The sequence below is a fragment of the Marinobacterium arenosum genome (assembly GCF_019795155.1).
GTDB lineage: Bacteria > Pseudomonadota > Gammaproteobacteria > Pseudomonadales > Balneatricaceae > Marinobacterium_C > Marinobacterium_C arenosum.
Genome location: NZ_JAILYN010000049.1, coordinates 1 through 13,409 on the forward strand (window position 1 = coordinate 1; position 13,409 = coordinate 13,409).

Genomic DNA, 13,409 nt, shown 5'->3' on the forward strand with positions numbered 1-13,409 from the left:
AAACGCGAGAGATGGCATCCACTGCCTGACTGAAATGCATAAAAAAATCCGGAACCCTTAACATGGATTCCGGATTTTCTCTTGCCTGATCAGCAAGTTAAAGAGCTTAACTGATCGGCATTAAGCGGATGCTGGCTTTACGGGAAGATATCGGTGGTGATCAGAAATGCCACTTCAGCAGCAGCGAGGGGTTGCGTTCATCGACCCCCTTGATGCCGAATTTGTTGTTCCAGTAGGCATACTCCAGGCCGACGTACAGTGGCGTCTTGCTGCCGATCAGCTTGCCGGCGTTCCATTTCAGCTGCGAGGTGAAATTCATTTCGGAGGCATGGTCGGACTGGGCGGTGCTCCAATCGAGGAAGCCGTCGTAGAGAAACTCGGCCGAGCCGATGGAGAACGGCGCGCCCCAGGTCAGGGTCAGCTGTTCATCGTCCTCGATGTTCTCGTTTTCCACCTTGTAGACGTTGGCGTTAAAGTACTGGAAGCCTGGCAGATCGAAGCTGAATGCCAGACCGTACAGCCAGTTGTCGAACCCTTCGCCGCTCTCCCAGGTGGTGGTGATCAGCAGGTCCTTGACCGGACCGAAGGAGAGGTCCGTGTTGCTGAGCGAGCCGAGGCTCAGACGCGGGGCGAACTCGAAGTAGGTTTCGGTATCGCCGTTGTCCGATTTCAACCGGTCCATGAAGAAGAAGGTGTCGCCCCAGCTGTGACCACTGGCGTGTTCGAAGGTAAACACCTCCCGATCAGGGTCGCCGACCTCGTAATCGCTACCGTTCAGGTAGGTGAGGCTGATGTCGCTCCAGATCATCTCGGCGGATACCGACGTGGACAGCGCGATTCCGGCCAGGGCGGGCAACATGGACTTTGTCAGTTTCATGGGTTTGGGTTCCTCAGGTTTGTTTTTATTTTGGTTGAGTTTATTGAGTTACGGTTTGTCTGCTGCCGGCACCTGCCTGTGCAGCCGGGCGGGCCCGGCTGTCTTCATCGACTGCGGCAGCTGGATTCAGGTTGTCTGGGCGAGCTGCGTCGCCAGCTCTTTCTGGCGAGCGATCAGCCGGTTCAGATCCAGCTCGACGACCTCACCGTCGATCACCCGCCAGCGTCCGGCCACCATCATGCGGTCCGCTTTTTCCGCGCCACAGAGCACCAGGGCGGCGAGCGGATCGCCGGCACCGGCATAGCGGATGCCATCCAGCTTGAACAGCGCCAGGTCGGCTTGCTTGCCGACGGCGAGGGTGCCGATATCGTCCCGGCCCAGGCAGTGGGCCGAACCCTCGGTGGCCCAGTTCAGCACTTTCTGATGGCTGATTGCGGCGGCGCCATAGCGCAGCCGCTGCAGCAGAAATGCCTGGCGGACCTCCTGGATCATGTTGGAGCCGTCGTTGGACGCCGAGCCGTCGACACCGAGGCCCACCGGGCTGCCGGCCGCTTCCAGCTCCAGCGTCGGGCACTGGCCGGAGGCGAGCAGCATGTTGGAGGAGGGGCAGTGGCAGATGCCGGTACCGGCCTGGCCCAGCCGCTTGATCTCCTCATCGTTGAAATGGATGCCGTGCGCCAGCCAGGTGCTGTCGTTGAGCCAGCCGACCCGTTCCAGATAATCCAGCGGACGTACGCCGAACATCTGCAGGCAGAAGTCGGTCTCGTCATGGGTCTCCGCCAGATGGGTGTGCAGCCGCACTCCGTGTTGCCGGGCCAGTTCCGCCGAGGCGCGCATCAGCTCTTCGCTGACCGAGAACGGCGAGCAGGGCGCCAGGGCCACCCGGCGCATCGCGCCATCCTCGGCCTGGTGGTAGCGCCGGATCAACCGCTCGCTGTCGGCCAGAATGGTGGCCTCATCCTGAACGGTGGACTGCGGCGGCAGGCCGCCATCGGCTTGCCCCAGGCTCATCGAACCACGGGTCAGGTGGACGCGCACGCCGAGTCGGTGCGCCTGTTCCATCTGGATGTCGATCGCCTCTTCCAGGCCGAGCGGGAACAGGTAGTGGTGATCGCTGGCGGTGGTGCAGCCGGAGAGCAGCAGCTCGGCCAGGGCGATCTGGGTCGACACGGCCACCATCTCCCGGGTCAGACCGGCCCAGACGGGATAGAGGCTTTGCAGCCAGGGGAACAGTTCCTTATTGAGCGCTTGCGGATAGGCACGGGTCAGGGTTTGGTAGAAGTGGTGATGGGCATTCACCAAGCCGGGCAACAATATATGGTCGCGCGCATCGAAGATTTCGGTGATGGGACGGGCGGGTTGCTCGCCGGCGGCGAGAATTTCAACGATCCGGTCATTTTCGATTACCACGCCGCCGGCGGCCTGTTTATCCAGGGTGGCCAGGGGCGATTTGATCCAGAGACGCTGAATATCTTTTGTGGGCATGATGGCTCCTTCGCTAATCGTTAGTCTTTTGCCCGGATGTAGATACCGATGACGAACAACCCGGAAAGGTCCGCCACCGGAGCTGTATTAACTGCGTCTGGTTCCGTGGGCAAAACGCACTCGGATTCCGTGCGCTTCGCAACGACAGAACGCTATGATCAGTTGCTGGTTGCCGCTGAGGACTGGCCGTCCGCTTCGAGATGATCGCCGCTGACCGCTTCGGCAGCGGTTTCATCGCTGCGGTCCAACTGCTGCTGGGCGCTGCTTTCGTCAGGCAGAATCAGGTTCAAGGTGATCGCCGTGAGCGCACCGACGGTAATCGGCGAGCCGAAGATGTTTTTGATCGTATCCGGCAGGGCGCTGAGGACTTCAGGTACACCGGCGACTCCCAGGCCCAGGCCCAGGCCGATGGAGATGGCGACGATCAGCATGTTGCGCCGGTTCAGCTCCGCCTCGGCCAGAATTTTGATGCCGGCCACCGCCACCGTGCCGAACATGATCAGGGTGGCGCCGCCCAGCACCGGTTTCGGCATCTGCTGCAGCACGCCGCCGACGATCGGGAACAGGCCGAGGAATACCAGAATGCCGGCAATAAACAGCGCCACATGGCGGCTGGCCACGCCGGTCAGCTGAATCACGCCGTTGTTCTGGCTGAACGTGGTCATCGGCAGGCTATTGAAGGTGGCGGCCAGCGCCGAATTGCAGCCATCGGCCAGTACGCCGGCCTTGATCCGGTTCAGGTAGACAGGGCCTTTCACCGGCTGACGGGAAACCATGCTGTTGGCGGTCAGGTCGCCGGTCGTTTCCAGCGGAGTAATCAGGAAGATGATGGCGATCGGGATAAAGGCCGCCAGATCGAAGCTGAAGCCATATTTGAACGGGACCGGTATGGAGATCAGGGTGACATCTCCGAGACCGCCGAAATCCACTTTGCCCATCGCCCAGGCAGCGGCGAAACCGATAGACAGCCCGGCAATGACCGCGCTCAGGCGCAGAATCTGAAACTGGAAGCGGTTAAAGGCGATGATGGTGATCAGTACCAGAAAACCCAGCGTCAGGTTTTCCGGCGATCCGAGATCTTCCGCACCGTATCCCCCGGCGAAGTCGGTCATGCCCACTTTGATCAGCGACAGACCGATCAGCGTGATGATGGTGCCGGTGACAATCGGCGTGATGATGCGCTTCAGCTTGTCTATCACCCGGCTGAGGGCGATCTCCACGAAAGCGGCAAAGAAACAGACGCCGAAGATGGTGGCAAGAATCTCGTCGGGGCCGCCGCCCTTGGCCTTCACCATGAAGCCGGCTGCCAGGATGGCGCTGAGGAAGGCAAAGCTGGTGCCCTGCACGCAGAGTAGTCCCGAGCCGACCGGCCCGATGCGGCGCGCCTGAATAAAGGTGCCCACGCCGGATACGATCAGCGCCATGCTGACCAGATAGGGGATTTCACTGCCCAGCCCGAGCACACCGCCGACGATCAGGGTCGGGGTAATGATGCCGATAAAACTGGCCAGCACATGCTGGAGCGCGGCGAACAGCGACGGGGTGATTGCCGGTCTGTCCTCCAGGCCATAGACCAGGTCAATCGGTTCTGTGGTGGAGTGGTCGTTCTGATTGGTCGTCATTGTGGTCGTACCTTTGCTTATTTTTATGAGGTTTCTAATGCCGGAGTTTGGTGGGACGGCATCCACGAACAGCACAATTGAGCGGCTGACCCTGAGGTCAACTTGGTTTAGGACTATATAATCATGAAAAAATGTCGTCCACACAAAAGTTGTAAAATGTGTACACATGGTTGGTTTTTGTTAACCGGTCCTATGGAAAAGTGAACTTAAGGATGTCGGGCTGATTGGAGGAAAGGCCTTGTTGTCTGGGTAAAATGGTGCCAAAAGGCGCTAATGCGCTTGTATGTGACGGGTTGGCTATTTGAGTGGGCGAGCTGCGCCGGGGAATCAGATCCGTGGTTCTGACTTGGTAGTGCGGATTTGAATCGATATATTGTCTTTTACTTGTACACAAATATCTTGATTGTTGTATTGGTCGGCTATGAATGTCGCTTGACTTGACCGCTGCCAGGCATGGCCTTTGGAAAGGTGGTGGCAAATCAAAAAAGACCGCGCCCGAAGGCGCGGAAACCGCACATCGACAGATTGCATTGGGGAGGGCTTTGGGACCCTGCGCACAGGTTCCCGGGGTCTCTGGCGTTTCTGCTGTCTTAACGTACCTCTGCGCCCTGTTGAATCCACAGGCCCAGCAGGTCACGTTCCGCTTTGGTCATCTGGGTGATATTGCCCAGCGGCATCGCCTCGGAGGCCACACTTTGCGCCTGGATGCGGGCAGCCTGCTGCCGGATCTGCTCCGGGCTGTCGAACATCACGCCTGCCGGCGCACTGGTGAACATGCTGCTGGTCGGATTGGCCGAGTGGCAAACCGTGCAGCGTTCGGCAATAACCGTGGAGACAGTTTCAAACGTCACCGAGCTACTCACGCCTCCGTGTTGCGCAGTCGGTGCCTGGGGGGCGATCGTGGACTGCGGCGCGGAGACGAACGCCAGTGCAATCATACCGACCGCAGCGGCCGGCAGGGTCCAGGCGTACTTCTGAGTCTCGTGACGGGTGTTGAAGTAGTGGCGCACCAGTACGCTCAGCACTGCAATACCGGCCAGAATCGCCCAGTTGTATTCACTGCCGTAGGTGCTCGGGAAGTGGTTGCTGATCATGATGAACAACACCGGCAGCGTGAAGTAGTTGTTGTGACGGGAGCGCAGCAGGGCCTTGGCGGGCAACACCGGGTCCGGCTCGCGGTTCTCTTCGATCGCTTTTACCAGCGCGCGCTGGCCCGGCATGATGATGCGGAACACGTTGCCGACCATGATGGTGCCGATGATGGCGCCGACATGGATGTAGGCGGCGCGGCCGCTGAAGACCTGGCTGAAGCCCCAGGCGGCGGCGATGATCAATACGAAGATCAGAGCACCCAGCAGGGCAGGCTGCTTGCCCAGTGCCGAATCGCACAGGAAATCGTAGATGAACCAGCCGGCGATCAGCGCGGCGACACTGATGCCGATCGCGGTGGTGGCACCGATGCCGGAGCCCGGCGCGATCAGGTAGAGTTCAGCATTGAGGTAGTACACGATGGCCAGCAGGGTAACGCCGCTGATCCAGGTGAAATAGGCTTCCCATTTGAACCAGTGCAGGTTGTCCGGCATCTTCGGCGGTGCCAGCTTGTATTTTTCCAGGTGATAGATACCACCACCGTGGATCGCCCAGAGGTCGCCGGACAGGCCTTCGCGGGGAGTGCGCCGGTCCAGGTTGTTCTCCAGCCAGACAAAATAGAAGGATGCGCCGATCCAGGCGATACCGGTAATCATATGTACCCAGCGCACTGCCAGGTTGAGCCATTCGGTTACATGGGGATCCATAACGAACTCCTCAAATAAAGGCCGACACCGTTACCTGAATGCCGGCACTGATCTTGTAATTGTTATTTTCAGGGCGCGAGAACGATGCTGCTCTCGTCGCCGAAGAAGTACTCATCGCAGTTGTGGCCTTCGCCGGCCCGGTCCACCACCAGGAAGTCATCCTCCGGTTGCAGCGCCAGAATCGGGTGGTGCCAGACGCCGCGGTGGTAGTTGACGCCCTGGCGACCGTTGCTGATAAAGGCACGCAACTCGCCGCTGTCGACCTCATCGCCTTTCGGCGCCACCACAATCAGAAACGGATTGCCGTTCAGTGGAATAAAGGCCTGGCTGCCCAGCGGGTGGCGTTCCACCATCTTGATGCTCAGCGGATAGTCCAGCATCTGTGCCCGGAATATGCTGATGATCGGGCGGCCACCTCCGTCAGCTACTTCCACCTCGGCCAACTGGTGGTAGCGCTGGGTCGAGCCGTTGTTGATCGGGAAATGGTCCCGGCCCTCGGTTTCGATCACATCGCCAAACGGGGCGAAGGCTTCAGCGGTCAGCGGTTCAATCGTCAGGGTTGTCATCGCGGCCCCCTGTTACTTGCTGATCTTGCCGAACAGGCGCAAACGGCTGATGCCACCATCCGGGAAGATGTTCAGACGTACGTGGGTGACCGGGCCCAGCTTGTTGATCTGCTCGGCAAATTCATGCTCCTGGTGCGCCTGCAGCTTCTGCGAGGGCAGCAGTTCGCTCCAGTAGAGGCTCTGGGTTTCGATCTGCTCGTCGGTGCCGCCTTTGACGAAGGCCGCCTGGATCGAGCAGCTGTCCGGGTAGTTGCCCTTGAAATGGTGGGTGTCGACCAGGATGCGGTCGATCTCGCCCGGATGGCCCAGCGCCAGGATCACCCAGTCATTGCCCGGCGTGCGGCGGCGGGCGGTTTCCCAGCCATCTCCCATGTTTACGCCGCGGCCCGGGTTGATGATGTTGCTCATCCGGCCGAAGTGTTCGTCGTTGCAGGCCAGTGCGCGACCGCCGTTCAGCGCGGCGGCCAGGTCGATGCTTTCGTCCGCACTCTGCAGCGACCAATCCCGGTGCGGAATACCGTAGACCCGCAGGCGTGCGACGCCGCCATCCGGGTAGATGTTCAGCCGCAGGTGGGTCCAGGGGCGGCCATCGTTAATGGCGTGCAGATGGTGGCTGTCGCCCTGCAGGCTGACGGCCGGCAGCAGTTCCTGCCACTGGGTGTCCTCGTTCGGATCCCCTTCGGGGCAGAAGCAGGCGTCGATGGAGGCCGACGGCGGATAGTTGCCGGTGAAATAGCTGGTGTCGATATCGATCCCTTTAACGGTGCCCGGCACGCCCAGCCGGACGATCGCGTAGTCGTAGCCTTCGTGCCGTTTACGGCGGGATTCCCAGCCATCCATCCATTTGCCGTTATCGTCGTATACGCCCTCTTTCCAGACCGGTGCGTCCGGCTGCAGCATGCGGTTTACCTCGGCAAACCAGTCGTCGGTGACGTAGATCGCCTTGCTGTCCAGTCTGGCATCGGCCAGGTTGACGTACTTTTCGAAGTTATTTGTTGTCATCGTGTTCTTTCCGGAATAAGCCTTGTTGGTCGCTTTAAAAAGTGCGCTTACAGGTCGCGCAGGCGGAACAGCGCGATCTTGTTGATCTCCTGCAAAGCCCGTTCGAACTCCTGTTCGTGGCTGTGATGGATACGCTCTTCAAACGCCGCCAGGATCTGGAACCGGTTGCTGCCTTTCACCGCCATGATGAACGGGAAACCGAATTTCTCTTTGTACGCCGTATTGAGTGAGGTAAAGCGCTGGAACTCCTCCTCGTTGCACTCATGAATGCCGGCACCGGCCTGTTCAGAGGTCGAGGCCTCGGTCAGCTCGCCGCGGATCGCTGCCTTGCCGGCCAGATCCGGGTGGGCATTGATCAATGCCAGTTGCGCCTCTTTATCGCTGTTCAGCAGGATGCCGGACATCAACTGATGCAGATCGTCGATGCCGTTATGGCTGTCGTTCAGACCGCTGTCCCAGGCCTGCTCCGCCACCCAGGCGGAGTGCTCATAGATATCGCCGAATACCTCTGTAAAGGCCTCGCGCGACATCTCGCTGGGGGTGCAGCTCTGAAAACGGGGGCTACTCATCAAACGCTCTCCTTTTTAAACGGGTGGTGCTCGTGCCAGTGACGGGCAATATCAATTCGGCGGCTGAACCAGACCCCGTGGTGACCCTGGGCATAGCGGATAAACCGCTCCAACGCGGCGATGCGGCCTGGACGGCCCGCCAGTCGGCAGTGCAGACCGATCGACATCATCTTCGGCGCCTCGGCGCCTTCCTCGTACAGGGTGTCGAAGCTGTCCTTCAGGTACTGATAGAACTGCTCGCCGCTGTTAAAGCCCTGAACCGTGGCGAAACGCATGTCGTTTACGTCCAGGGTGTAGGGAATCACCAGGTGAGGCTTGTCTTCGCCTTCCACCCAGTAGGGCAGGTCGTCGTCATAGGCGTCGGAGTCGTATAGAAAGCCGCCTTCCTGCATCACCAGTTTGCGAGTGTTCGGGCTGTTGCGACCGGTGTACCAGCCCAGCGGGCGTTGGCCGGTTACCTTACGGATGATCTCGATCGCCCGCTGCAGGTGGTCGCGCTCTTCGGACTCGTCCATATATTGGTAGTCGATCCAGCGGTAGGCGTGGCTGCAGATCTCATGGCCGGCCTTGACCATGGCGCGGGCGACTTCAGGATGGCGCTCGATCGCCATCGCCACCGCAAACACGGTCAGCGGGATGTCGTACTTGTTGAACAGCTTGAGCAGGCGCCAGACGCCGGCGCGGCTGCCGTATTCATAGATCGACTCCATGCTCATATGGCGCACGCCCGCCAGCGGTTGGGCCGAGGGCATCTCGGACAGGAAGGCTTCCGATTCCGGGTCGCCGTGCAGCACGCAGCGTTCGCCGCCCTCTTCGTAATTCAGCACAAACGAGACCGCAATCCGTGCGTTGCCAGGCCATTCGGGATGGGGAGGGTTTGCACCGTAGCCGATCAGGTCGCGTGGATAAGTGTCACTCACAGTCGACTCCTTGCGAAACGGGTTGATAGTTATTGAGAACCATACGTTTCATGTTTGTATCCGCATAATTCTATTGTAGTCAATCTTTGTATACTTGGATTGTATACATGATATCTTTGGCTTGTAAAGAACTCTAGTTGCTGTTCTTTGTGGCCAAACCTCGGCCGGACTGTGCCGTCGATCTCTTCTATAGCCCTGCCGAGCCCCTGCCGTCAGTGTTCTCGAGGCGACTGGATTGACGAGGGTTTTAAGGATGATTTGGACTTCTCGTGCATTGCATTGTGTACAATAAATTGCTAGAAATGTTCTTGTCTATGTTTTCTGTGGGCGTGGTGATGCGACTTGCGCCACTATTGAATGAAGCAATCGATGCGAGGAGGTAGGGGCCTTAGAGGATGTTGAGGGCAGTAATTTCTCGACAGCCTCGTCAGGGTGCCCGTAATAACAAATGGGTTATCTAACAACACATGTACTGGATTCAGCACACGGTCTGCCGGGTAAGGGGATCCAGGTAAAACTGTTTCAGGTGGGCACGCAGCGTGAATTGCTGAAGGTGGTTCAGACCAATGCCGATGGCCGGGTGGATGAGCCGCTGTTGCAGGGTGAAGCGTTTAAAGCCGGCGTCTACGAGCTGGAATTCGACGTCGCCGCCTACTACCGTGCTATGGGGCTGGAACTGCCCGAGCCTGCGTTTCTGGGCGACGTGGTCCTGCGTTTCGGTATCGCCGACGAGGCGGAGCACTACCATGTTCCGTTGCTGATCTCGCCCTACAGCTATTCTACTTACAGAGGTAGCTGATAGCTCGCCCCCCCGTCCCTCCGGACGATCGGCATCCGGAGGGGCTCCTTCTGTACTGTTGGCCGCCTGATTGATGCTGATCTTTAAATCAGGGTGCTTAGCGATGGCCAGCGTGAATCCCCCGGAAAATCCCAACGACTCCTCCCCCCGTTCAGCCAGCCCTGCGCTGCTTGACCGCTGGTTTCTGCTGACCGAACACGGCACCACCCCCGGTCGTGAACTGATCGCCGGCGTGACCACCTTCCTGACCATGGCGTACATCATCTTTGTGAATCCCAATGTGCTGTCGGCAGCCGGCATGGATCATGGTTCGGTTTTCGTGGCGACCTGCCTGGCGGCGGCCATCGGCAGCCTGATCATGGGCGTGTATGCCAATTACCCGATTGCGCTGGCGCCCGGCATGGGCTTGAACGCCTTCTTCAGCTTTACCGTGGTGGGCGAGATGGGCTACAGCTGGCAGGTGGCGCTGGGGGCGGTGTTCCTGTCCGGTGTGATGTTCCTGCTGCTGAGTATCTTCCGGGTGCGCGAGTGGATCATCAACAGCATTCCACTGTCATTGCGGATGGCGCTGTCGGCCGGCGTCGGCCTGTTTCTGGGGATCATTGCGCTGAAAACCGCCGGCATCGTCGTGGACAGTCCCGCCACCCTGGTCACCCTGGGCGATCTGACCGCGCCGGAGCCGTTGCTGGCCGGACTCTGTTTCATTGTCATCACGGTGTTGACCTTCCGCCGGGTGACTGGGGCGGTAATGATCGGCATCCTGTTCGTCACCCTGATCGGCCTGGCTGGCGGGCTGGTGCGGTATCAGGGGCTGGTGTCGGCGCCGCCGAGCCTGGCGCCGACAGTGCTGCAGCTGGATATCGCCGGGGCCTTCGATGTGGCGATGATCAGCGTGATCTTTTCGTTCCTGTTCGTTGACCTGTTCGATACCGCCGGCACGCTGATCGGGGTGGCCCATCGTGGCAATCTGCTCGATTCGAAGGGGCAGCTGCCGCGCCTGGGGCGGGCGCTGATGGCGGACAGTTCGGCCAGTATCTGCGGTTCGCTGCTGGGCTCGTCGACCACCACCAGCTATGTCGAGAGTGCCGCCGGGGTCGAAGCCGGCGGGCGCACCGGACTGACCGCCGTGGTGGTGGCGCTGCTGTTTCTGGCGGGGATGTTTTTTGCGCCCCTGGCGGCGATGGTGCCGGCTTATGCCACGGCGGGGGCGTTGTTCTTCGTGGCGGTGATGATGACCAGTGGGCTGGGCAGAATAGACTGGCACGATCTGACAGAAGCGGCGCCGGCGGTGGTGGCGGCGGTGATGATGCCGCTGTCGTTTTCGATCGCCAACGGCATCGCGCTGGGTTTTATCACCTACACCGCGATAAAACTCGGCTGCGGCCATTACCGGGATATCTCCGCCAGCGTCTACGTGCTGGCGGCGCTGTTTATCCTGAAGTTCGCCGTGCTGTAGAGGTTGGCTTATCGGCTCAGGGCCGCGAAAGTGCCGGCGCCGACGAAGATCGCGGCGGTAACCCGGTTGAACGCCCGGCGGCGGTGGGCGGCGGTGAGTGCCGGGGCCGCCAGCTTGGCAAAACCGCCATAGAACAGCTTGCACAGCAGGTCGGCTACCGCCCAGGTGGCGATCATCACCAACAACTGCGGCATCAGTAATGCTTCCGGATTGATGAACTGTGGTAGAAACGCCAGGAAGAACAGGATGTCCTTCGGGTTGCTGGCGGCCAGGGTGAAGGCGCGCCAGAACAGGGTTCCGAAGCGTGCATTCTGGCTTGCCTTCAGCTGGGCATCGCCGGTCGGCTCCTTCCAGCTGCGGTAACCGAGGTAGATCAGGTACAGCGCACCGCCGATCTTGAGCGTGGTGAACAGCTGCTCTGACGCGGTAATGAAGGCCGCCAGACCGGTGGCGGACAGGCTGAGCAGCAACAGCGATGCGCTGACACCGCCCAGGAACGCAGGCGCGGAGCGGACCAAGCCATAGTTGAGGGTGTTGGCCACCATCAACAGAGACAGCGGCCCGGGAATCAGGATCACGAAAAAGGTGGCCGAGGTAAACAGCAGCCAGGTATCGAGCGACATCGACGGTTCCTTGCGGTTGATGGTGGTGGCTGTAGAGCCCGTGTTCTGCGAACCGGGCCATGTTACTGAAAAAAGGTTCCAAAAGATCGAATAAAAAAGAGCCGGGACCGACAGGTCCCGGCGTTTACTGCGCCGGCAGGGCAGAGACCGGGATTGCCGGGCTTACAGGAACACGAACTTGGCGACGAAGATTGCCGTCAGCACATAGATGCTGAGGGAGATCTGGTCGCGCTGGCCGGTCAAAAGTTTCAGTACCGTGTAGGTGACGAAGCCCATGGCGATGCCGTTGGCGATGGAGAAGGTCAGCGGCATCATCACCACGGTGACGATTGCCGGGATGGCATCGCTCATCTCCTTCCACTCGATGTGACCCATGCCGGTCATCATCAGCATGGCGACATAGATCAGCGCACCGGCGGTGGCATAGGCCGGTACCATGCCGGCCAGCGGGGCGAGGAACATCGCGGCCACGAAAAGCGCACCGACCACGATGGCGGTCAAGCCGGTCCGGCCGCCGGCAGCGACGCCGGATGCACTTTCCACATAGCTGGTGACCGGGGCACAACCAACGGCGGCACCGGCCACGCTGGAGACGCTGTCCGCTTTCAGGGCCTTGCTCAGGTTTTCGATATAACCGTCTTCGCGGATCAGGTTGGCACGGTGCGCCACCCCCATCAGGGTGCCGGCGGTGTCAAACATGTTGACGAACAGGAATGCCAGGATCACGCTGATCATCCCCACATCCAGGGCACCGGCGATATCCAGCTGCCACAGGGTAGGGGCCAGGCTCGGCGGCATGGATACCAGGCCGTTATATTCCACCATACCCAGAGTCCAACCGATAAAGGTTACCGCCAGGATGCTGATCAGTACCGCGCCGAATACGTTGCGGTAGGACAGTACCGCGATCATCAGGAAGCAGATCGCTGCCAGCAGGGCTGTGGGTTGGGTGAAAGTCCCCATCGAAAGCAGGGTTACCGGGTTGTCGACGACGATGCCGGCGGTCTTCAGGCCGATCAGGCCCAGGAACAGGCCGACACCGGCGCCCATCGCAAAGCGCATGCTCATCGGGATGCTGTTGATCAGCCATTCCCGAATCTTGTAGATACTCATCAATACGAAGAGCACCCCGGAGATAAATACCGCGCCCAGCGCAACCTGCCAGTCGTAGCCCATCTCGCCGACCACGGTGTAGGTGAAGAACGCGTTCAGGCCCATGCCGGGGGCAAGGCCAACCGGCCAGTTGGCATAGAGGCCCATCAGGAAGCAGCCCAGAGCGGCGCCGATGCAGGTGGCTACAAAGGCGGCGCCATGGTCGATACCGGAGTCTGCCATGATGTTGGGGTTCACGAAGATGATGTAGGCCATGGTGACAAAGGTTGTCAGGCCGGCGATCAGTTCGGTACGTACGTTGGTATTGTGTTCTTTCAGCTTAAAGAAGCGATCAAGAAATCCACGGTTGTGTTGTTCGCTTTCCACGAACTCAGAGCTTAATTGTTCTTGTTTAACGCTATCCACAACATGTGTCCTCATATTCGAGTGAATGACAAGGAAGCCTGGTTATTTTTATAAGGCAGCTTCCTGGCGATCGGGTGCTCTTTGAGGTAAGCCTGCTTGGTCAGCTGGTATACAAATGGCAGTATTGCATTGTGTACAAACATTGGCAACAGCGGATTCCAATTTGTCTCCAATGT

General features: G+C 59.6%; 12 protein-coding genes. 2 read left to right on the forward strand and 10 right to left on the reverse strand.

Annotated features, from left to right (window positions below; genetic code table 11):
• Positions 1-160 precede the first annotated feature (160 nt).
• From K6T12_RS17500 to puuE, 8 genes are all read right to left on the reverse strand, one after another.
• Positions 161-877 carry an outer membrane protein OmpK gene (locus K6T12_RS17500; protein WP_222224169.1) on the reverse strand — a complete coding sequence of 239 codons (717 nt, stop codon included), beginning with the start codon at positions 875-877 and terminating at the stop codon, positions 161-163.
• A 126-nt stretch (positions 878-1,003) separates the two neighbouring features.
• Entirely contained in the window at positions 1,004-2,362 is a 1,359-nt protein-coding gene (locus K6T12_RS17505) for an 8-oxoguanine deaminase (RefSeq protein WP_222224170.1), read from the reverse strand.
• 158 nt (positions 2,363-2,520) lie between these two features.
• Positions 2,521-3,984 (reverse strand): nucleobase:cation symporter-2 family protein, encoded by a 1,464-nt coding sequence (locus K6T12_RS17510; protein WP_222224171.1) that lies wholly within the window; start codon positions 3,982-3,984, stop codon positions 2,521-2,523.
• A gap of 590 nt (positions 3,985-4,574) precedes the next feature.
• A complete protein-coding gene (locus K6T12_RS17515) occupies positions 4,575-5,780 on the reverse strand; it encodes a urate hydroxylase PuuD (RefSeq protein ID WP_222224172.1) in 1,206 nt (401 codons plus the stop codon).
• 68 nt (positions 5,781-5,848) lie between these two features.
• Complete coding sequence (locus K6T12_RS17520; RefSeq protein WP_222224173.1) at positions 5,849-6,346, reverse strand: ureidoglycolate lyase; 498 nt, start codon at positions 6,344-6,346, stop codon at positions 5,849-5,851.
• 12 nt (positions 6,347-6,358) lie between these two features.
• Entirely contained in the window at positions 6,359-7,348 is a 990-nt protein-coding gene (alc, locus tag K6T12_RS17525) for an allantoicase (RefSeq protein ID WP_222224174.1), read from the reverse strand.
• Between the two features lie 47 nt (positions 7,349-7,395).
• On the reverse strand, positions 7,396-7,917 hold the full coding sequence (gene uraD, locus K6T12_RS17530) for a 2-oxo-4-hydroxy-4-carboxy-5-ureidoimidazoline decarboxylase (protein ID WP_222224175.1): 522 nt from the start codon (positions 7,915-7,917) through the stop codon (positions 7,396-7,398).
• A complete protein-coding gene (puuE, locus tag K6T12_RS17535; RefSeq protein WP_222224176.1) occupies positions 7,917-8,837 on the reverse strand; it encodes an allantoinase PuuE in 921 nt (306 codons plus the stop codon). Before puuE ends, uraD begins: the two co-directional genes overlap by 1 nt.
• Positions 8,838-9,285: 448 nt before the next feature.
• Here puuE and uraH point away from each other — a divergent pair, with 448 nt between their 5' ends.
• Together uraH and K6T12_RS17545 are read left to right on the forward strand one after the other, a co-directional pair.
• A complete protein-coding gene (gene uraH / locus K6T12_RS17540; protein ID WP_222224177.1) occupies positions 9,286-9,636 on the forward strand; it encodes a hydroxyisourate hydrolase in 351 nt (116 codons plus the stop codon).
• A 103-nt stretch (positions 9,637-9,739) separates the two neighbouring features.
• The gene (locus K6T12_RS17545) at positions 9,740-11,092 is read left to right on the forward strand and encodes an NCS2 family permease (RefSeq protein WP_222224178.1); all 1,353 of its coding nucleotides are present in this window, start codon (positions 9,740-9,742) and stop codon (positions 11,090-11,092) included.
• A gap of 8 nt (positions 11,093-11,100) precedes the next feature.
• Here K6T12_RS17545 and K6T12_RS17550 read toward each other — a convergent pair whose 3' ends face one another.
• Positions 11,101-11,715, reverse strand: a complete 615-nt coding sequence (locus K6T12_RS17550) for a LysE family translocator (protein ID WP_222224179.1) — start codon at positions 11,713-11,715, stop codon at positions 11,101-11,103.
• Positions 11,716-11,877: 162 nt separating this feature from the next.
• Positions 11,878-13,194, reverse strand: a complete 1,317-nt coding sequence (locus tag K6T12_RS17555) for an NCS2 family permease (RefSeq protein ID WP_315853628.1) — start codon at positions 13,192-13,194, stop codon at positions 11,878-11,880.
• Positions 13,195-13,409 lie beyond the last annotated feature (215 nt).